The 21488-nt window shown below is 47.0% G+C and carries 20 protein-coding genes; 4 read left to right on the forward strand and 16 right to left on the reverse strand.

Annotation, left to right across the window (positions count from 1 at the left end; translation table 11 throughout):
• Positions 1-20: 20 nt before the first annotated feature.
• Together HY200_02530 and sat are read left to right on the forward strand one after the other, a co-directional pair.
• Positions 21-1073, forward strand: coding sequence for an anthranilate phosphoribosyltransferase (locus HY200_02530; protein ID MBI3593812.1), 1053 nt, complete (start codon positions 21-23; stop codon positions 1071-1073).
• 3 nt (positions 1074-1076) lie between these two features.
• Positions 1077-2249: a sulfate adenylyltransferase gene (gene sat / locus HY200_02535; protein ID MBI3593813.1), complete on the forward strand. Its 1173-nt coding sequence runs from the start codon at positions 1077-1079 to the stop codon at positions 2247-2249.
• A gap of 163 nt (positions 2250-2412) precedes the next feature.
• Here sat and HY200_02540 read toward each other — a convergent pair whose 3' ends face one another.
• Positions 2413-3603, reverse strand: a complete 1191-nt coding sequence (locus HY200_02540; protein ID MBI3593814.1) for an anhydro-N-acetylmuramic acid kinase — start codon at positions 3601-3603, stop codon at positions 2413-2415.
• A 203-nt stretch (positions 3604-3806) separates the two neighbouring features.
• On the opposite strand from HY200_02540, the gene HY200_02545 reads away from it, so the two are divergent.
• Positions 3807-4547, forward strand: coding sequence for a DMT family transporter (locus HY200_02545; protein ID MBI3593815.1), 741 nt, complete (start codon positions 3807-3809; stop codon positions 4545-4547).
• Here the strand turns inward: HY200_02545 and thiD are convergent.
• The 11 genes from thiD to thiS all read right to left on the reverse strand — a co-directional run bounded on the left by thiD (position 4518) and on the right by thiS (position 14485).
• Positions 4518-5327, reverse strand: coding sequence for a bifunctional hydroxymethylpyrimidine kinase/phosphomethylpyrimidine kinase (gene thiD / locus HY200_02550; GenBank protein ID MBI3593816.1), 810 nt, complete (start codon positions 5325-5327; stop codon positions 4518-4520). The two genes, HY200_02545 and thiD, sit on opposite strands and share 30 nt — an antisense overlap.
• A gap of 27 nt (positions 5328-5354) precedes the next feature.
• Positions 5355-6212: a M23 family metallopeptidase gene (locus HY200_02555; GenBank protein ID MBI3593817.1), complete on the reverse strand. Its 858-nt coding sequence runs from the start codon at positions 6210-6212 to the stop codon at positions 5355-5357.
• Positions 6213-6221: 9 nt separating this feature from the next.
• Complete coding sequence (gene pafA / locus HY200_02560; GenBank protein MBI3593818.1) at positions 6222-7589, reverse strand: Pup--protein ligase; 1368 nt, start codon at positions 7587-7589, stop codon at positions 6222-6224.
• A 66-nt stretch (positions 7590-7655) separates the two neighbouring features.
• On the reverse strand, positions 7656-8342 hold the full coding sequence (gene prcA, locus HY200_02565; protein ID MBI3593819.1) for a proteasome subunit alpha: 687 nt from the start codon (positions 8340-8342) through the stop codon (positions 7656-7658).
• A gap of 1 nt (position 8343) precedes the next feature.
• Positions 8344-9138: a proteasome subunit beta gene (gene prcB / locus HY200_02570; GenBank protein ID MBI3593820.1), complete on the reverse strand. Its 795-nt coding sequence runs from the start codon at positions 9136-9138 to the stop codon at positions 8344-8346.
• A complete protein-coding gene (locus tag HY200_02575) occupies positions 9138-9338 on the reverse strand; it encodes a ubiquitin-like protein Pup (GenBank protein MBI3593821.1) in 201 nt (66 codons plus the stop codon). Before HY200_02575 ends, prcB begins: the two co-directional genes overlap by 1 nt.
• A 137-nt stretch (positions 9339-9475) precedes the next feature.
• Positions 9476-10960: a proteasome accessory factor PafA2 gene (locus tag HY200_02580; GenBank protein ID MBI3593822.1), complete on the reverse strand. Its 1485-nt coding sequence runs from the start codon at positions 10958-10960 to the stop codon at positions 9476-9478.
• Positions 10957-12723, reverse strand: a complete 1767-nt coding sequence (gene arc / locus HY200_02585; protein MBI3593823.1) for a proteasome ATPase — start codon at positions 12721-12723, stop codon at positions 10957-10959. The genes HY200_02580 and arc overlap by 4 nt, the downstream gene beginning before the upstream one ends.
• 121 nt (positions 12724-12844) lie before the next feature.
• Positions 12845-13507: a thiamine phosphate synthase gene (gene thiE / locus HY200_02590; GenBank protein ID MBI3593824.1), complete on the reverse strand. Its 663-nt coding sequence runs from the start codon at positions 13505-13507 to the stop codon at positions 12845-12847.
• Entirely contained in the window at positions 13500-14279 is a 780-nt protein-coding gene (locus HY200_02595; GenBank protein MBI3593825.1) for a thiazole synthase, read from the reverse strand. Before HY200_02595 ends, thiE begins: the two co-directional genes overlap by 8 nt.
• A complete protein-coding gene (thiS, locus tag HY200_02600) occupies positions 14276-14485 on the reverse strand; it encodes a sulfur carrier protein ThiS (protein MBI3593826.1) in 210 nt (69 codons plus the stop codon). The genes HY200_02595 and thiS overlap by 4 nt, the downstream gene beginning before the upstream one ends.
• Positions 14486-14618: 133 nt before the next feature.
• Here thiS and HY200_02605 point away from each other — a divergent pair, with 133 nt between their 5' ends.
• On the forward strand, positions 14619-15419 hold the full coding sequence (locus tag HY200_02605) for a thiazole biosynthesis protein (GenBank protein MBI3593827.1): 801 nt from the start codon (positions 14619-14621) through the stop codon (positions 15417-15419).
• Positions 15420-15436: 17 nt separating this feature from the next.
• Here HY200_02605 and cadA read toward each other — a convergent pair whose 3' ends face one another.
• From cadA to HY200_02625, 4 genes are read right to left on the reverse strand one after another with little or no spacing between them, the layout of a single operon-like run.
• On the reverse strand, positions 15437-17557 hold the full coding sequence (gene cadA, locus HY200_02610) for a cadmium-translocating P-type ATPase (GenBank protein ID MBI3593828.1): 2121 nt from the start codon (positions 17555-17557) through the stop codon (positions 15437-15439).
• Between the two features lie 58 nt (positions 17558-17615).
• Positions 17616-18701, reverse strand: coding sequence for an FHA domain-containing protein (locus HY200_02615; protein ID MBI3593829.1), 1086 nt, complete (start codon positions 18699-18701; stop codon positions 17616-17618).
• Positions 18702-18720: 19 nt separating this feature from the next.
• Entirely contained in the window at positions 18721-20796 is a 2076-nt protein-coding gene (locus HY200_02620) for a protein kinase (protein MBI3593830.1), read from the reverse strand.
• 56 nt (positions 20797-20852) lie between these two features.
• Positions 20853-21299, reverse strand: coding sequence for an FHA domain-containing protein (locus HY200_02625; protein MBI3593831.1), 447 nt, complete (start codon positions 21297-21299; stop codon positions 20853-20855).
• Between the last annotated feature and the right edge of the window lie 189 nt (positions 21300-21488).

Genomic DNA, 21488 nt, shown 5'->3' on the forward strand with positions numbered 1-21488 from the left:
GAGTTCTCAAGACAGGTTTGATGACGTTTCAGGAAATAATCGCAAAGATCGGGAAGGGACAAAAGGGAGCCAAGAATCTAAACAGAGAAGAAGCAGAGTTTGCCATGAAACTTCTCCTGGAAGGTAAACCTTCCCCTTACCAGGTCGGCGCCTTTCTTATTTCCCTTCGGATAAAAGAAGAGTCTCCGGAAGAGCTGACCATTTTCACCCGGCTCGTCCGTTCGGCCTTTTATCCCGATTTAAAGAGCATGATCGTCAATCCGCATGAGTTGATCGACCTCCCCTTTTATGCGGGGAAAAAGAGCTCCTTTCATGTCGGAATACCCGCTTCGTTGATCATGGCAGGTGCCGGATTAAAGGTTGTTCTTCACGGAGATCCCACGCCTCCCGGAAGAACCAGCAAATCGATGATCCTCGATGTAATGGGATGGAAAAATCAACTTACTTTAAAAGAACGGATCGAATGTTTCCAGGAGACAGGCTGGAGCTATCTTGACATTACCCAGATTCACCCATCGGTCAAGACCTTCCTCGACCTGAGAATGGAGATTGGTCTCCGGTCCGTGTTTCACACACTTGCCCGGTTTCTAAATCCCTTCAATGCGGCCAGTCAGATCGTCGGGGTCTCACACCCTAAATCATTCGAGAAGATTGCCGAAGCAATGAAAATGCTCGGCATCTCAAGAGGGCTGGTCATCCGCGGTCTGGAGGGGGAATCTGAAGCGGGACTGTCCGGACCGGTTGAAGGGTTGTTGCTCGACCAGGGCAATATTACTAAAATTAAGCTGGACCCGGCGCTTCTTGGAATTCCTCCGGTTAATCGTACGGAAATCGAGATCAGGGATCCTCTATCGGAAGCGCTCACGGCTGAAAAAATACTGGATGGAAGCGATGGCGGAGACAAGAAATCGCTTTCACTTTGGAATGCCTGCATCGGTCTCTATCTTTCGGGCAAGGCGGAATCGATGGAAAAGGCTTATTCGCAGGCCCGGGAATCCCTTGAATCGGGAAAGGCATTCAAGATTCTCAAAATCTTCAAAAACAAGAAACTTCAGCCTATTAGGAGATCATAAACAATGACGACCCCTCTTCAAACAACAGAATCAGTTCCCCATGGCGGAAAACTCATTAATCGCATCCTGGAAGGAGATGAAAAAAAGGAAGCGGCAAAAAAAGCCGTATCTTTAAAGAAAAAACATCTCACCATCAGGGAAATTTCCGACCTGGAAATGATCGCAACAGGTGCCTTCTCACCACTCGACGGATTTATGAAAAAATCAGATTACGAGGGGGTCGTCCACCAGATGCATCTTGCCAACGGGCTTCCCTGGTCAATTCCCGTTACGCTTTCGGCGACTGAGGAAGAGGCCAGTTCATTCAAAAAAGAAATGGAGATCGCCCTGCTGGATGAAAAAAATGAGACCCTGGCCATACTGCATCTGGAAGAGATCTACCCTCAGCAGAAAGAGACCGAAGCGATCAAGGTCTATCGGACAGACTCCAAGGAACATCCCGGTGTTGCCCAGCTTTTCCAGACCGGGAAGATGCTGCTGGGCGGAAGCATTACCCTGATCAAAAAGCCGGATCATGATGATTTTCAGGCCTATCGTCGTGACCCGAAAGAGACCCGGGCCGAGTTCCAGCAAAAAGGTTGGAAAAAAGTGGTCGGATTTCAAACCCGGAATCCGATTCACCGCGCTCATGAATATATTCAAAAATGTGCCCTTGAAATTGTCGATGGATTGCTCGTGCATCCCCTCGTCGGCGCCACCAAGGGGGATGATATTCCCGCAGATGTCAGGATGCGTTGTTATGAGGCATTGCTTTCCGATTATTATCCCAAAGACCGGACGCTCTTATCCGTTTTTCCAGCCAATATGAGATATGCGGGTCCCCGCGAGGCGATTTTTCATGCCATCGTGCGAAAAAACTATGGATGCACCCACTTTATTGTCGGAAGGGACCATGCCGGCGTCGGAAATTATTACGGAACATTCGATGCGCATTATATCTTCGAGGAATTTAAGCCGGGGAGCCTGGGAATCACGCCGCTTTTTTTTGACAATACCTTTTACTGCAAGAAATGCCAGAGCATGGCATCGGTTAAAACCTGCCCTCACGATAAGGAGAGCCAGGTTTCCCTGTCAGGAACAAAGGTGCGGGAGATGTTAAAAGGGGGCATCATGCCGCCTGTAGAATTTAGCAGGCCGGAGGTCGCACAGATTCTCATCAACGCCATGAAACAGTAGGAAAGTCGATAAGAGGCTATCAGCTTCGTTCTCGTAGTTCGGCAGTTCCGGCCACCTCACCGACTCCGTGGCGCTCAGAAAGCGATGCCACTTATTCGTGGCATCTTCGCCCTCCTGTACTCAATTTGTACACTCCGGTTGCCTCACTCCTGCGGCCTGGCAGCTAACCTCTTCTTGACATTCCGATAAGCTTTCTATAATTTTTTCCGGGACAGATTTTGCCCATGACCACGGATTCTCTCGCACCGGTTACACCCGGAAGATTATTGGGGATCCCCAAGAAACTGTCGTGGGCAAAAAGTGCAAAAGCCATGGCTTCCACTGCTTTGCTATCCATTCCAAGATTTTCAAATTGAACAACCGGGACCGGGTAAAACGCCCTTCGCAGCAGGGCCAACAATGTTCGATTCCTGACTCCTCCGCCCCCAATCACAATTTCATCCACTTCGTTCCTGGAAAGAACAAACCTTTCACAGCTACTGTATATGGATGCGGAGGTATAGGCCGTCACAGTGGCCATCAGATCTTCATCAGATATTTGATAGGAGACGCTCTGTTCGAGAATCGCTTCAATGAGGGACTGCCCGAAAGTTTCTCTCCCCGTGCTTTTTGGGGGACGCTTTTTTATGAAGGAATGAGACATCAGTTCAGTCAGCAAAGGAAGATGGATCCTCCCTTTAGCCGCCATGGCACCGTTTAAATCCATCTTTTTTCGTCCGAAGGTCAATCTCTCTGCCAACCCATCAATCAGCATATTTCCCGGTCCGGTATCGAAGGCAAGGATTTCTTTCTTACTGGAAAAAGGAAGATACGTGACATTGCTAATTCCGCCAATATTGACGATCAAACGGCTCTTTCCCTCTTTCCTGACCAGGGCATGATGAAAATAGGGAGCTATCGGCGCTCCTTCCCCTCCGGCGGCGACATCGGCTGGCCGGAAATCTCCTACAGTGGTCACACCGGTTCTCACTGCAATGACCGAAGGATCTCCAATCTGAAAGGTAGAATGAATCTTATAACGGCCTTCCGAAATCCGGGATGGGGAATGCCAGACGGTTTGGCCGTGTGAACCAATCAGGTCAACCTTCGAGATGGCAAGTTTTGAGCGAGCGGCAATTTTCAATGCAGCTTGCGCAAATAGTTCACCGAGAAAAAAATTAAGATGGGATATCAGAGCTGTCGTCTCGTTCTCTTCTGAAATATCGAGCAGTTTCTCCCGAAGATTTTCGGGAAAGGGGTAAGTTTCAAATGCGATCAGCTTGTGGCGGAGTTTATTCCGGGCCCGGGAAATATCGAGAAGAGCAGCGTCGATTCCGTCCAGGGAAGTGCCGGACATGAGTCCAATGACTTTCATAAATTCAAATTTGAGTACTCTATAGATTAGAATCTAATAATTCATGTATAGTACACGGATTCCGAACAATTTTCTACGACAAAGGAGACGCCATTCTCACGGGGATCGCGCTCGGACTCCTCTCTGCGCTCGCATGGGGAACCGGGGATTTTATCGCCAAAAGAGCCGTTGATCGCATCGGCCCGTTTCAAACGCTCTTCTATATGTTTTCGGTTGGAGCGGTCGTTCTCGGACTCTTGACCTTTATGATGATCGGTCGCGTCCAGTCGTTCGATCGGAATCTGCTCATTCTGAACCTGATCTCGTCCCTGCTCTGCGTTCTCGGCTATTTCTTTCTCTATTATGGATTCCAAATTGGTACGCTTTCCGTTGTCTCAACCATCACCGCTGGAGGAACAATCGTCCCGGTTCTCTTCTCCCTCTATTTTCTCAAGGAATGGCCAACGCTTTCGCAGTTTATCGGAATCGGTTTGATTACGGGCGGGGTTGTTCTTGTTTCTTTCAAAGGAACGGCTTCGAATTTGAGCCAGAAGGCAATTCTGGGCGTTTTTCCTGCGGTTCTTTCATCCCTCTTTTTTGGATCTTATGTTATTCTGGTTAAACTAGTCAGCGAAAAAACAGGTCCCGTATTACCTGTATTTGTCGTAAGAGGCATGGGGGTCATTTTAATGGGATCCCTCTTGATTCACCGGAAAGAGACGCGTTTCCCTCCCAGGCCCGTCTGGAAGTACCTCGTGGCAATCGGCCTTCTGGATGCGCTCGCATTTCTGGCATTTACGATCGGAATCAATAAGGCCCTTGTCTCCGTTGTTTCACCCTTGTCAAGCATGTTTACTCTGGTCACCGTAGCGCTTGCCCATTTTATCCTCAAAGAAAAACTGGCCTCCCACCAAATCTACGGCTTCTGGTCGGTTCTATTCGGCGTTCTTACTCTTTCGATATAAGGGAACGGGATCATGAAACAGATTAAGCGGGAACGATCCTTTTCCGACCGGGCTGGAATTGCGAATAGCCTGATGCACGAAGTGATGGGCCTCTTCTACGGCCATCTCGACAGTATGACCTCTGGCTAAACACGCGGCAATTGCAGAAGAGAAAACACATCCCGCGCCATGCACTTTTTTCTGAATTTTGGGACTTGTCCATTTTTGAAATGATTCGCCGTCATAGAGAAGATCCACTGCTTCTTCAGCAAGGTGCCCCCCTTTGATGAGAACAAATTTCGGGCCGAATTCATAGATTATTTTTGCCGCCGACTCCATCTCCTCAATGGAATTGACAGACGTACTGGTCAGTACCGAGGCCTCTTTCAGATTGGGTGTCACGATCAAGGCTGACGGAAAAATCAGTTTCTTGAGCGACTCGACGCCTTTCTCTTCCAGGAGGCGAAAGCCGGACGTGGATCGAATAACCGGGTCAACGATTAATCGCTTGGGACGATATTTGGAAAATGCGTGATGGAGTCTCTCGATATTTTCGCTTGAAAACAGCATTCCCAATTTTACCGCATCAATAGAAACGTCTTCAAAAAGAGGATGGAGCTGTTTTTCAAACAGGTCTGGGGGTATCGCGACCACTTCAAATACCCCGGTACTGTTTTGAATCGTCAGTGCCGTAGGTACTGCCATGCCGTAAACTTCAAAACAGGCAAACGTTTTCAAATCAGCCTGAATGCCAGCGCCTCCGGAAGGATCTGAACCTGCAATGGATAAACATGTTCTCATTTGGATTTTCTTCGTCCTGCGACTGGTTTAAGACGTCTCCAGTTTTAAATTGAGCAGCGAAAAGGGATTGACCCGGGCTCCATTGATCAACAATCCCCAGTGAAGATGTGGTCCTGTGGCTCTCCCGGTATGTCCCACCCATCCAATTTGCGTTCCTTTATTGACTTTTTGGCCTTTCCTGACTTTCGCCTGATATAAATGAAAATATTCAGTAAAGAGTCCCTGCCCGTGATCGATAATGACCCCTCTTCCGCTGAAAAAGTGATTCACCACGCCGACCACGATCCCGTCATTTGAAGCCACAACCGGTGTTTTTTCAGGGGCCGCAATATCCTCTCCGCTATGGGGATTTCTCGCCTCTCCGTTAAAAACCCTCCGGGATCCAAATCGCCCTTCTTGAACCCCTTGCACAGGAATAATGAAGTTTCCATTCCATACTTTTTTCTCAGTAACAACCGAAAAAATTTCATGCAATTCATTTTTCTCCCGATTCACCCTTTTGAGTTGGCGAGGCGAGGGATTGACGAATCGTGACGGAACCTTTACTTCCTGGCGTTCAAATTTATTAGGCCTCACCTGGATCCGGACCAGATTCTCGTTGCTGGAAAAATCGGTGAGCTGTTCTTCGGAGATCTTTTCGTCCAGATCCACCCCGATGATCGCCCCGAAGACATTTTCATCCTGGAGCCGGTTAAAATAAATGGTCTTTCCCAAAAACTTTCCTTTCCGGGTTCCTTCATTTCCGGGAAGTGGAATCTTTAAATAGGTTGCTTCACCTTGTTTCAGTTCGATGGCAGGGGGAGACGACATTTCGGCAAAGGTCGGAAGAACTCGCAAAAGTGCGACCCCCAGGACAGCCGTGATCAGAAATAAATAGATTTTCATTTTAAAGGATCAGGAGGAGAGGGATTCAGACGCAATTAATTCACTCACCCGCCGATTCACCGGCGAAAAGGGATCCATGCACAATATCGTCTCTTCCCAATAGCCATTTAATTTTAAATAGGTCCAGTCCACCGTATACGAACGGTTTTTTTCTTTGGCAAATTTGATAAAGTCTCCCCGGACTTTCGCGCGGGTCGTTTGGGGAGGAACCAGCATCGCCTGATCAATCGCCAGATCGGTAGACAGTCTCTTGATAAAGCCCTGTTTGTCTAACAGGTGATAAAGTCCTCTTTCTCGCTTGATATCATGATATTGAAGATCGATTAAAGCCACTCGGGGATCTTCCCAGCCGCATTCCTTACGATCCATATAGTTTTCGATCAAACAGAGCTTTGCAACCCAGTCAATCTCACGGGATAGCTTTCTCGGCTCTTCTTCCAGCTGATCCAGGATATATCCCCACTTTTCCAGAATCTCTTCCTCCTCCTTGGAGGCTTCGCCATGATCGAGATATTCCTTGGCTTTTTCGAGGTAGATCCTCTGAATTTCAATCGAAGAATACTCTTTTCCGTTTTCCAGTTTGACTTTCTTCTTGAGAGTTGTGTCTCGCGATATTTCCCGGATGGCTTTAACCGGATCGTCCATCTCCATACCCACTACGCCGAATCCGGCTTCGATCATCGACAAAACAAGAGAAGTGATTCCGACTTTGAGGTAGGTCGTGTATTCCGACATATTGGAATCGCCGACAATGATATGAAGTCGTCTGTACTTCTCAGCGTCGGCGTGGGGCTCGTCCCTCGTATTGATAATACTCCTGGAGGAGGTCGTTGACGAGGATGTTTTCTCATGAATATGCTGGGCTCTTTGAGAAATAAAATAATGGCCCTTCCCGGATATTTTCAGGACCTTTCCAGCGCCCGAAAAAATTTGTCGCGTTACAAAAAATGGGATGAGTTGTTCCGTAACTTTCCAGAAATCAACATCTCTGACCATCAGATAGTTCTCGTGGCAGCCGTAGGTATTCCCCATCGAGTCCGTATTATTCTTGAAGATATAAATGTCTCCGGAGAGCCCCTCTTCCTTCAATCGGTTTTCAGCTTCGGGAAGGCACGCCTCCAATAACCGCTCTCCTGCTTTGTCATGCACAACCAGATCATAGAGGGAATTGCATTCGGGCGTGGAATATTCCGGATGACATCCGGTATCCTGATAAAATCGGGCACCATTTTGAAGAAAGGCGTTGGAGGGCCAGCTGTTGGGAATTAATCCTTCAAAAATATATCCTAAAACCTTTTCAAGCGGGAGATAAATCCGTCCATTCGGGGAAAAAATAAGCCCATATTCGTTTTCCAATCCAAAAATTCTATTCTTCATTCCATAAAAGACCGCATGCCGGACATCAGGATTCTTCAAAGATCCTTCACGATCTTCTCCCCCGTTTCATTTTTCCTTTGAAAATTTCTTAATTTCTTCTGTGGAAAGCCTTCTAAATTTGCGTCCGCTTCTTTTGCGATCCAAAAGCGCTACTTCGATTCCCTGGATATTGAGTTTTTGCTGATCAATACTTTCCAGGGATTCCAAAGCCAGGTTAAAAGCTTTCTTGATCGTGAGGTCAGACGATACTTTCGATTTCAGATCGCTTTTTATTTCCTCTGCTTTTCCGCCAATAACGGTAAACCCCTTCTCATCCGATATGCTCCCATCGAAGTCGATCCGATAGATTTCACTCGCCCCGTCCCCTTCTGAAATGGCCACCACCAGAATCTCCACTTCCAAAGGTTTAACCTCCTGGCTGAATATCGTTCCGAGTGACTGTGAATAGGCATTGGCAAGTGATTTTGCCGTGACATCTTCCCTGCTGTACATGTATCCCTTCAAATCCGCATGGCGGATACCGGCCTTTCTCAAATTTTCAAATTCGCTGTATTTCCCGGCACCTGCAAAAGCGATATTGTCATAAATTTCAGATATTTTGTTTAACGAACTGCTCGGATTGTCGGCAACAAACAGTACCCCTTGATCAAATTCCAAGACCACAATGGAGCGGCCCTTTGCGATCCCCTTCTTCGCATATTCCGCCTTGTCTTGCATGAGCTGTTCGGGAGAGACATAATAGGGCACAGGCATATTAATTCTCCTTGGAGTGATCCAATAAAGATTCCAGTAAGCTCTTCATTCTGTCATCGGAAACTTCAGAAATTCCTTCTTTCTTGATGACATTCATGATTGGATAGATTCCTCTAATCAGGTCCGGCCCTCCGGTCGCGGAGTCTTCTTCCGACGCATCGTATAGAGCGCTCACTGCGATACGAATCGCCTGTTCCTGAGACAGGTTTTTGCGATACATTTTCTTGATACTGTTCTTGGCGTCCTTGCCGCCTGAGCCTGTACTATAATATTCGGCTTCCTCGTAACGCCCTCCTGTAATGTCATATTTAAATATTCGTCCTTCATTTCTTTTCAAATCATATCCGGCAAAAATAGGAATGACAATCAGGCCCTGGAAGGCCAGCGGGAGATTCGCCTTGATCATTTCACCCAATTTGTTCGCCTTTCCTTCAAGGGTCAGTGACGACCCTTCGAGTTTCTCATAATGTTCAATTTCAGTTTTAAAAAGCCTTACCATATCGATGCAGGGGCCTGCCGCTCCGCTGATCCCCATCGCAGAGAAGTCGTCCGTTTTGAAGATTTTCTTCATGGTTCTGTCTGCGATCTGGTGACCTTCGGTCGCCCGCCGGTCGCCCGCAATGACCACGCCGTCCGCATATTTTAAAGCCAATATGGTGGTTCCATGTATGAACGAAGGTGAGGAACCTGAATCGGGTCCGGAATGAAGATAAGGTTGCTCGAGAAGATGAGGATGTTGTTTGGTTAAAAATTGGTAAAAACTTGAGCTGTGATCATCAAACTCAAAGTTTTTCACTATTCTCCTCCTTTTTGGACGTAGTTTTTAACAAATTCTTCCGCATTCTCTTCAAGGACATCATCAATTTTATCCATTAATTTGTCCAGATCTTCTTTAATCTTCTTACCCTTCTCAACCGCACTGGCATTTGGAGCGGAAGTTTCATCTTTCTTTTCAGACTCTTTCTTCTTATCCTGTTTTTTTTCCTGCCTGGCCATTGCAATTCACCCCCTTCCGATACAATTCAGGGACATCGCTGAGCTCACCTGAACGCTGCACTCTTTCTGGTCCTGTTGTTTCTCCCAGCCGGTCACCCGCCGCGAAATTCGAAACGGAAAATGTCCCGAACATCCTGCTAGGAATTTTGAGCAAGGTAACCCAGTAACTCCTTTGCCGTGTGGGAGGAGTTCATGATCTTTTCAACCAGAGGCCGCGTTCCCCTGAATGGGTCCATGAGTGGAATTTTTTTGATCTCTGCATTCCCCACATCGAACAAAACTGAAGTCCAGCTGGCGGAATAAATTTCTTTGGGGAATTTCTTAAGGCAGGTTCCCCGAAAATAGGCGCGGGTCCCTTCCGGCGGCATTTCCATCGCCCGTATGATTTCTTCCTCTGTCAATAGGCGGTTCACAAATCCGCCTCTCTCCAGTGCATAATAAATCCCCTTTTCTTGAGAAATGTCATGATATTGCAAGTCGAGGAGTGAAACTCTCGGATCGTTCCAGTCGCACTTTTTCTTTTCTATGTACGAATCAATCATCTCTTTTTTAATCAACCAGTCAATTTCTTTCGAAAGCAGGGAAGGGTCTTCCTCAAGCTGATCCAAGACGATTCCCCACTTATCAATAACTTCCTTCGCATATCCCTGCGATTCACCCCTGAAAAGATTCTTCGCTCTCTCAAGATAAACCCTTTGAATCTGGATGGCTGTCATTTCCCGGCCATCTTTCAACCGGATCTTCTCCTTTAAAGTCAAGTCGCGTGAAATGTTTTTTATTGCCTTCACGGGATTTTCCAGAGACATGCCAAACTCTTCACTCTCTTCCTCAATCACAGAAAGGATGGTCAACAAGGTCCCCACTTTAAGATAAATGCAGATCTCCGACATATTGGAATCGCCGACAATCACGTGAAGCCTTCTGTATCTGGAAGGATCGGAATGGGGTTCATCCCGCGTATTCATAATCGGCCTTTTCACCATGGTATTCAGATCGACCAGGACCTCAAAAAAATCGGCTCTCTGGGATATCTGGTAGGGTACCGGGTCGGAATGATTTTCACTCCCCACCTTTCCTGCGCCCGTATAGATTTGGCGTGTAACCAGGAAGGGCACCAGTTCCGTAAGAAGACGGTCAAAGGGAATCTTTCGCTCTACGAGGTAATTTTCATGATAACCGTAGCTGTTACCTTTGCCATCCGTATTATTCTTGTAAAGTACGATTCTTCTTTCCTTTCGGTGAGTCCTGTTGCTGGTTTCCCTGCTGAGTTCCAGGATTCGTTCTCCTGCCTTTTCATAAGCGACCACTTCGCGGGGTGTCAGGCATTCCGGCGTGGAAAATTCAGGATGAGCCCCATCGACATAAAGTCTTCCCCCGTTAAACATCAACTTATTCAGGAGACGGTTATAGTCAGGCCCGGGTCGTTCCTTTTCTCCGTCGATCTCAAATCCCCGCGCGTCATTGAGCGGATTTTCGTTCTCATAATCCCATAAAATGTGTGTGGCGGGAAGCAGGGGACAGCTTCCTACAACCGAAAGAGAATTGCTCACCGGATCTGAAGAAACATCATCCAACGCGACAATGCCATATTCGGTTTCTGTTCCCACAATTCTTGTTTTCATAAATAGTGGCCTGTCTTGACCGTTTCGATTTTTCTCGATTCACTTGGTTTTCCGCTAATCGTCCGGACATGTACTATTTTTTCACTTTTCCGCGCGGCTATTTTTGCCCAATCGTCAGGATTAGTCGTGTTGGGAAGGTCCTCATTTTCTTTAAATTCATCTTTCATTCCCTGTATCAAATCCTGAAGTTTGATTCCTTTTTCACCTGAAATAATCATCCGCTTGACCGCATATTTTTTCGCGCGCGACACGATCCCTTCAATCATGGCTCCGCTCGCAAAATCCTTGAAATACAAGGTTTCTTTTTCGCCATTGGCATACGTCACTTCAAGGAACTTGTTCTCTTCAGAGGTTTTATAGAAATATTCGACCGCCTCATGGATTAATCTGGCAACAGTCGCATCTTTCTTTCCTCCGTCTCTTGCAAGCTCTTCCTCGTGATAAGGAAGATCCGGAATCAGATATTTGAAGAATATATCTTTCGCGGCCTCTTTATTGGGCCGGTCAATTTTTATCTTGATATCCAGTCTTCCCGGTCTGAGAATGGCCGGATCAATTAAATCCTGGCGATTGCTTGCACCAATCACAATCACATTCCTCAATTTTTCGATACCGTCAATTTCAGAAAGAAATTGCGGAACGATGGTCGCCTCCATGTCGGAGGAGATGCCGGAGCCTCTCGTTCGGAAGAGTGAGTCCATTTCGTCAAAAAATACCACAACGGGAATCCCATCCTGGGCCTTCTCCTTCGCCTTTTTAAAAACTTCCCGGATATGCCGTTCGCTTTCGCCCACATACTTATTCAAGAGCTCCGGCCCTTTGACATGCAGGAAAAAGCTCTTGACCGCCTTTCCTAATTTTTGTTCTGTCCGTTTGGCTATTGATCGGGCCACCGCTTTCGCAATCAATGTTTTCCCGCATCCGGGAGGACCGTAAAGCAATACTCCTTTAGGCGGAGAAAGCCGGTGTTCCTTATAAAGTTCTGGATAAAGATAAGGAAGTTCTACAGCATCCTGAATAATTTCGAGTTGGTTTTTTAATCCACCGATATCTTCATAATTGGTATCAGGAACCTCTTCCAGAACCACTTCCTCAATTTCGGATTTCGGAAGTTTTTCGAGAAGATAACCTGATTTCATATCCAAAAGGACGTGATCTCCTACGCTTATTTTTTCTTTCAGGAGCGGATCCGCAATTTCAGCGACGCGCTCCTCATCAGCATGAAGCGACACCACGATTCGATTGCTATCCAGGACATCTTTTACGCGCGCCACTTCACCTTGAAAATCAAAACCACTGGCTTCCACGACATTCAACACCTCATTCAAAACAAGCTGCTGACCTTTTCTTAATTCAGACGGTTGAATGGAAGGATGAAGATTCACTTTCATTTTGCGTCCCGACACATAGACATCAATTGTTCCGTCACTGTTCAGATTTGAATAAATGCCATAAGCAGATGGAGGTGCGCTCAATTTCTCGACTTCTTTTCGAAGGGCCGCAATCTGTTCTCTGGATTCCTCGATGATCGCAACCAGTTTCTCGTTCTGCTTCTGTGCCTGATCCAACTGGACTCGGGACAGGTGGGACTGATGAAGCTCCTCTTCTGCCGTTCTTAGCCGGCTTTCAAGCCGTTGGATCTCACTCTCGTATTCTTCCTTTTTGAGAGGCGGCGGGGCCTCACTGCCATTCAACTGTTCCGAAAGTTTCCTAATTATGGTGTTCTTAAAAGGATTTGCTTTTGATTTTTTTGAGTCACCCATCTTAGTTTCCTTTCACCCGCTTGATTGACGTCAACTTTTGTTATCGCCCATCCTTTGCCTACGATTTAATTCTAACACTGACACCGGAGTTGGTCAAACGCAAGCTGATATCAAATGCCAATCAGCGTCTGTATCGGCGATCCATTTTGGCAATTTTGATTTGGGTGAGTATCTTTTCTACAGATTCTTTGACAGAAGGCGAGGTTGAAATAGCCGATATCATCGCTATACCGTGTGCGCCGGCGAGCATCACATCTTGAACCTGTTCCAGACCTATTCCACCCAGCCCATAAACGGGAATATTGACTTTCTCGGCAATGGATTGAAAAAGGCTCAACCCCAAAGGAGCTCCCCATGACCGTTTTGAAGGTGTGTCATAAAGGGGGCCCAGGGTCGCAAAATCCGCCCCGTCACTTTCCGCAAAAAGTACCTCTTGAAGAGAATGGCAGGAAACCCCGATTATTTTTTTTGGACCCAGAATTTTTCTGGCCGCCGATGGGGGAATGCCGTCGGATCGCAGATGAACACCATCCGCGCGGGATATAAGACAGACATCCGCACGGTCATTGATCATCAAAAGGGATTTATGTAACGTCCTCTCTCTGATGTCACATGCCAGAGAGAGAAATTCTCGTATAGGAAGGTCTTTTTCCCGGAGCTGAATTGATTGAACTCCTCCGGAAATTGCGGCCTCGATGACTTGAATTAATGGCCTGTTCAGCGTTTGATGTCGGTCCGTAATGAAATAGAGATCAAAATCCTGATGGACTCTACTCTTATTCAATCATCCCTTCAATTGGACTGCTGGCCTGGGCATAAAGTTTCTTCGGCATCCTGCCGGCCCTGAAAGCGAGTCTTCCCGCTTTGACTGCAAAGTTCATGGCTTCGGCCATCAAAATGGGTTCAGAAGCGGAAGCAATAGCGGTGTTCATCAAGACTGCGTCACAACCCAATTCCATGGCAATCGCCGCGTCGGAAGCCGTTCCGACTCCCGCATCCACAATGATTGGCACTTTGACCGTTTCCATGATAATCCGGATATTGTAGGGGTTTCGGATTCCCAGGCCCGATCCAATTGGCGCTGCAAGAGGCATGACTGCGGGACAGCCAATATCTTCGAGCTTCTTCGCCACAATCGGATCGTCATTGGTATAGGGGAAAACGATAAATCCTTCGGCAACCAGAATCTTTGCCGCCTCCAAAAGCCCGACAGTATCCGGAAAGAGCGTCCGGGGATCTCCGATCACTTCCAGCTTAACCATATCCGAGATCCCAGCCGTTCGAGCCAGCCGTGCGGTCCTCACAGCTTCTTCTGCCGAATAACATCCTGCGGTATTCGGAAGAATTTTATAAACTTTAGGATTGATATAGTCCAATAAATTTTCCTGATTCCTGTCGGTAATGTTAACCCGTCGAACAGCCACGGTGACGACATCTGCACCCGAGGCTTCGATCACCTTTTTGGTTATTTCAAAGTTTTTATATTTTCCTGTTCCCACCCAAAGCCTCGAACTAAAGTGGATTCCCGCAATCGTTAATTCTTCTTCTCGTCTCATGTTTCCTGTCCTCCGCCGACAAAGCTAATCACTTCTATTTTGTCACCATTCTTTAAAAAATGAGTATTAAATTCTTTTTTATCCAAGATTTGATAATTCACTTCTACCGCGACCCGGTCCACGATCATGCCAAGTTCCAGCAGGAGCTGAAGTATATTCATCTCCCCCGAAAATTCCCATTGTTGTCCGTTTACCGCAACCTTCATCCGCCTCAGTCCGCGACCCGCTCATTTGAATTATATGATGGCTTAAAGCAGGGAGTCAAATGAGATTGAAAAGGAGAAATTAGAATTCGGAGCGGGATTGACTTGAAGGGGATTACTACGCTACGATAACCTCATGACCGATCCCTATCAGATCTCTCCGAACTATGAAAAAGAAATCACCCGCGCGATAGCAAAAGAGTTTTATCAACAGTTCGACTCCCTGGTGGAATCTGACGTCATCGTGATTGGAGCGGGCCCCGCAGGCCTGGTCTGTGGCAAGGAACTGGCTTCCCGGGGACTGAAGGTTCTCCTGATTGAACAGTCCAATCACCTGGGTGGAGGCTTCTGGTCTGGCGGTTATTTGATGAACAAATCGACCGTGGCGGCCCCGGCTCATGAAATCCTCGAAAAAATCGGGGTTCCCTGCAAAAAAGTGACTCGGGACATGTACGTGGTCGATGCTCCTTATGCCTGTTCCAAGCTTATCGGAAGCGCATTTGACGCTGGGATCAAAGTCCTTAATCTAACGGTTCTCCGTGACCTCATTATTCGAGGGGAAAAGAATGTCGTGGAAGGAGTTGTCGTCAACTATGCTCCAGTCTACGCCATGCCACACGGTACCGCCCACGTCGATCCGATCGGACTTGAATGCAAAATCGTTGTCGACGCGACCGGACACGACGCGATTGCCGTGCAACTCCTCTCCAAGAGAGGACTCTGTCAAAACGTACCTGGAAACGGGGCGATGTGGGTTTCTCAATCAGAAGCCTTGGTTCTTGAGAAGACAGGTGAGATCTATCCCAATCTATTTTTAGTGGGATTATCGGTAGCGGCCGTTTACGGATCGCCCCGAATGGGGCCCGCCTTCGGTTCGATGTTGTTGTCCGGAAAGAAGGGGGCAGATCTGATCGCCAGAAAACTGAAGGTCAGCTGAGAACCCGCTGCATTTCGTCACCGAAGCAGGGTAACGCGCATCCCGTTGGCAATCACCAGAAGCGAAACCCCCATATCTGCGGCAACCGCCATCCATAATGTTGATATTCCGAGAATGGCCAAGGCAAGAAAAAGCGCCTTGATCCCAATCGATAAAATGAGATTTTGCTGAATCAGCCTGAGCGTCTCTTTTCCCAACTTCACTGCAAACGCCAGTTTGAGGAGATTGCTGGACATCAGAACGACGTCCGCGGTTTCCATGGCGACATCAGCCCCCTTTTCTCCTATCGCAATCCCCACCGTAGCCGCGGCTAATGCAGGCGCGTCGTTGATTCCGTCCCCCACCATTGCCACACGATGGAATTTCTTTCTCAACTCGCCGACTCGATCGGCCTTTTCATCCGGCAGCACTTCCGCCTGAAATTCGTCCAGACGAATCTTGGAGGCAATGATTGAAGCGTTAGTCTTGTTATCCCCCGTCATCATGGATATCATTTCAACCCCTTCCTTTCGCAGTTTCGTGATTCCTTCGGCGGCATCCTGACGGAGTGTATCGGCCAGAGCAATGATGCCGATCACACCTTGCTCGCTTCCAATCAGAATAGTCGTATTTCCTTTCGACTCCAGAGGAATAAGGAAACTTTCGAGCTTGTCCGAACAGAGTTTTTTTTCCTCGAAAAACCGATGATTGCCAATGGTCCATGAGAGTCCGGATACCGTTCCGGTCACTCCCATGCCGGACATCAATTGAAACTCTGATACGGGAAGAAGTGAGATTTTCTCTTGTTCCGCATACCGAACGATTGCCTCTCCCACCGGATGTTTCGATTCTTTCTCCAATGAAGCTGCAATCTGAAGAAGATCTCTCGCGGATCCCGAAAGGGGAATAATCTCCCTGACCTCAGCCACGCCTGTTGTCAGGGTTCCCGTTTTATCAAAGACAAAACTTTTGATTCGTCCCAATTCCTCCAGAAAAATCCCGCCCTTGATCAATATGCCATGTCGTGCCGCAGTGGACAACGCAGAAATTACGGTGACCGGAGTCGAAATGATCAAGGCACAAGGACAGGCAATCACAACCAGGACCAGCGCCCTGTAAAACCAGATACTCCAGCTCCCATTTAAGAAAAACGGAGGGATCACAGCAATGAAGAATGCCAGCGTAATAATGATCGGCGTATAGTAACTTGAGAAGGTTTCAAAATATCTCTGGGAGGATGCTTTTCTTGACGCAGCCTCTTCAACCATATGAATAATCCTGGCCATCCTGCTTTCTTTCCAGGGATGAGACACGGTCATTTCGATCGTTCCCTGTAAATTGAGGGTTCCAGCATAGACGGTGTCATTTTCTTTTTTATCAACCGGCAGGGATTCGCCGGTCATCGTAGCTTGATTGATACTGGAACGTCCCTTGATAATTAATCCGTCAAAGGGAATCTTTTCTCCCGGGCGCACAATCACGGTTTCACCCGCCTTGACCTGATCCACATTAACAAGCCGTTGTGTCTCTCCCATCTGAACTCTCGCCTGCGTCGGCGTTGCATCGATGAGCTGGCGAATCGCGTGGCGGCTCTGATTTACACTGTAGGTCTCCAGCCATTGGGCAAATGAAAAGAGTATGACCACTGAAGCGGATTCCAGGTAATCTTTCAGGGCAACGGCACCCAAAACGGCGATCGTCATCAGGACGTTCATGTCCAGGATGCCCTGGCGCAATCCGAGGAAGCCTTTCCTGGCAATGGCGTAACCGCCAACCCCTATCGCCGCTAAATAAATCGGAATCGACCAGTGCGAAGGAACAAGAAAAGAAAGGATCAACCCGGTCAGAGTCAGGACAAGGGCCCCGATCGTCAAAAGCAGGGGTCTGTTCAAAACCGGAATGGGCGGGAGATTCAGGAACAAATCAGATTTTTTAATGGAGTATCCGAGATTCTTGACTTCTTCTTCAATCTTTCGAATTTCACACTGCGAGGTTTGAAACCTGACCGTCAATAGAGTCGTCATAAAATTCAGATCGGCCGCTTCAACACCGATGACATGACGGATCTGATTTTCTATTTTTAACCCGCAATCGGGACAATCCATATCACCGATCGTGAATTGAACCGTCTCTGTTGGGCCAACATCCATGGGTTTCATTTAATGATTATACTGGAGATGATCTTTGAGAAACAATATTTTAGCGAGTTTGATCCGATTATTCCTTGACGAATTTGATGAGGGTTCCCCCGACTCTGATAATATCCCCCGCTTTGAGAAACTGGGTTTTTACCTGCTGCCCGTTAATAAAACTGCCGTTCGTACTTCCCAGATCGGTAAAGCGGTATCCCTGATCGGTCAATTCGATTGTGGCATGCTGCCTCGATATTTTTACGTCTCCCAGCATCATGTCTGCTTTCATTCTCCCAATCGTTAATTGAGGCTTATTTAAAACAACTCTTCGTCCCATCTGCTCCCCGCCGACTAATTCCAGATACCATTTTGCTTTTGCCAATCGACCCGTTGAGAGCTCTTCACCCACCGGCGGTCCCACGTCGGGAGCAACAGCTGTTACAGAGGGAGGAGTCAAATCCAGCTCAAAATCGAGCTTTTCGGCCGTCATGAGTTTTGGCTTCTGTTTTTGAAAATATTCGACAATGCCTCCAGACACTTCCTCAGGGGTCAATCGGTTTAACAGTAACGGAGTTATCTTTGCATTATGGTATACCTCCATGGTCAACAGTGAGATATCCTGACTTAAGACATAGACCAGAAACTGGTTTCCGATATCGCATTCGTCCGGTTTTTGTTCTGGCTGAAAGAAATAGGATGCAATTCCTCTTCCGGATTTGAAATAAAAGAAGCTGACACCTCCCGGGGTGTGGAGAAGAATCATATTCTCCCCGGGATCATTCTGGATTGTCTCAATCTTTTTTTTCAGATCCTTTTCCTGAATGGACCCCTTATAAGCAGGCTTATTTTGGGAAGGGGTCAGCAGGCATTTGGCAAAGACGGGGTCCACGGCATAATATGAGAGCATCAGATCAGGGAGACCTTGAAGGAGATTGAAATAATCCCTTCCTCCCAGGGTCCGGAAGGTGTTCTCTTCGATATAGAACGCTCCCAGCGGACTCCCTTCCAACGCAACCAGATAGGTTGTTTTGGACTGGGACTCCCCCACCATCAAATCAATCCGCTCTTCCCTTTTTTCATGCAATTTCTTAAAAAGGGTGTTTACAAATGGGGTGCTGTACCTTTTTTTTTCGAAATAGGTTTTAATAACGGGAATGTGAATATCAAGCATTTTAGGCTTTCTCTATCCGCTATACTTTAACGGGATCCAGGTGGATCTGACCGAGATCGTCGAGCATTTCCTTAGCTTTGGCATAACGGGAGGATTTATCCTTTTCAATAGATTTCATCACAATATTCACAAGGGAGTCCGGAATTTTTTCATTGAACTTTTTAGGAGATTCGGGAATCGTGTGAAGATGATGGTAATAAATATCCCCTTCTGTATAGGGTGGCCGCCCGGTCAACAGGTGATAGAGCGTGCAACCCATTGCATAAAGATCTGTCTGGGCATCTACGTTCTTGCCCATAATCTGTTCGGGGGACATATAATAGGGAGTTCCTTTCACAGAAGTTTTTTCACTCGCGCCTTCGTGGAGAAGTTTGGCTAAGCCAAAATCCATAATCTTGACTACTTTGTCACGGGTCAACATGATATTCGCCGGCTTGATATCGCGATGGACCACGCTTTTCTCATGGGCATATTCCAATCCCAGTGCAAGCTGCCTGGCGATGCCCACGACAACCGGAAGCGGCACGGTTCCTTTGACTTTTCCCAAAAGTTCTTTCAGGGTAATACCATCCAGAAATTCCATGGTGATATAATAATTGCTTCCTACTTTACCCGTATCGTAAATCGTGACGATATGGGTGTGATTGAGCGCGGCGGAGGTCCTGGCCTCCTGCATAAAACTTTCCAAAAATTGGGGATTATCCTTGAAGGTGTCAGGCAGGATTTTATAGGCGACAATTCTCTTTAAGACCAGGTCTTCCGCCCGATAGACGATACCCATCCCTCCCCGTCCAAGTTCATTGATAATCTTGTACCGGTTCGTAATGGTATGGGCCTCAGTCTCTTCGGGTGTGAGGTGCGAAGCTTTCTCAGCCCTTTCTTTTAATTGTACGAGCCGCGCGGGAACATCTTTGTAACTCAAATCTTCGGAGATGATTTTTTCATAGATTGAAATCGCTTCATTTAAATCCCCTATTTTTTCAGTCAATAAGGCCAAATTATAAAAGGTTTCGAGATTCTCCCGCGTGACACCCTTTCGTTCTATCAGTTTCTGATATTTTTCGCGTGCCGGACCAAGCATTCCTTTCTGTTCAAAGAGATTCCCCAAAATATGGGACACTTGATCGTAATTCTTGGATTGAGAAGTGACTTTTTGATACTGACTGATTGCCCGATCCGTATTCCCCAGTCTATGATAGAGGTCCCCGGCCTCGGAATGACCTCCCCCCTTTTCAAAACAGATTGCCGCTTTCTCCAACTCCCCGTTTTCTGCGTACAGTTTTGCAGCATCTTTAAATTTCTCGCCAGCCTCCAGACTGCGGGCCGTCAAAAGAGGCAATTTTGCTTTGGAATAGGCAAACGCGGACTGCTCATAGAGATGGGCTTTTTCCAGCAGGGGCCCGGCCGAAGCAAACTCTTTTGACTTCAGATAAAGATCTCCTGCTTTCGCTGAATATTCTTCTATTTTTCTTATTTTCTCAGGCGACCTTTCTTCTTTTTCGAGAACTTCCACGAATTTTTCGTAATGCGCAGCCGCTTTTAAAAAATCGCGCGTCTGAAAATACATTTCACCGGCCTTCAGGAAGAGACCCTCTTTCTCGTAGCATTTTGCGGCTTCCGCATAGACCTTTCCTTCTTCATAAATTCGTCCCGCTTCACGGAATTTTTCCATCTTGATATAAATCCGGGCCGCTTGTCCGTATTCGTCTCCACGAATATACATCGCCACAGAGCGTTCATGTTCCCCGATTTCCTGCAACAAATCTCCTGCATCAATATATTTTCCATTTTTCGCGAATCGCTCCGCTCTTTTTATCACCGTTTTCCGATAAAGAGAACGGGGTAGAATTCGTAGAAGCCAGGCGACCAGAAACGAGTCCACAAACATCCGGGCCATCATTAAGGAGACCAGGAACGCCGAGAGAATGATCAATGACAGGACAAGATAAGATGGCGTATTTTGACTCACCTCATTCCAAAACAAATGTAACTGTCGCAGAAGGTCTTCTAGAAGATCCCGGAACTCCGGATATTTGGAAAGGAATTCTTGATAGGTGGTACTGATCTGCCTGAGGAACTCCTTTAGAAAAACCATTTGATACCACCCCCATCAGCCTCCGCGGGCCAAAGGCATTTATTTTTCATTCGAATTCAAACCTTGACCTGGAATTCCAGCACGGTCTGGCCGATCTGGATCTTATCTCCATTTTTCAAAAAATCTTCCGCAAGCACAAACTGGTTCAAGAGGGTTCCGTTGGTGCTTTTCATATCTTTTATGACAAAAAAACTGTCATAAATCTCAATCAGACAATGTATTTTTGATACCCGGGAATCTTTGAGAGAAATGTCGGCACCACCCCTGCCGATACAAAATTGGCTCTTTCCGTTAAGAGGATGAATTTTTCCTTTGTCCTGGCCTTCAATCACTCTAAATGAAAGACTTTTCGCAGCTGGAACCACCCTGTTCTTACCTGAAATCGCTCTGACGACCTCGGTTCTGGACCAAACGACTTGCATTTCGTCGGGTTGATGGCCTCCCCCAGTCAAGAGAATCGTTTGATCGTTTGCGTCACCGGCCGGTCGATTGGCTTCACCCATTCTGAATCCCCCCTTATGCTTCTTCATTGAAATTGAGAAATATCTTAAAGTCTAGCATATGAACGAAGTTTATCAAGCTGTATTGATCCTCCAATCGAAACCACCTATAATAGGCTCCTATGTTAGAATCTCCTCCTAATGTCCTGCGTTTAAAGTTCGTCCCGATTCTATTGCTCAAGTCCTGCAGTT

The sequence above is a fragment of the Nitrospirota bacterium genome, from assembly GCA_016194305.1.
GTDB lineage: Bacteria > Nitrospirota > Nitrospiria > JACQBW01 > JACQBW01 > JACQBW01.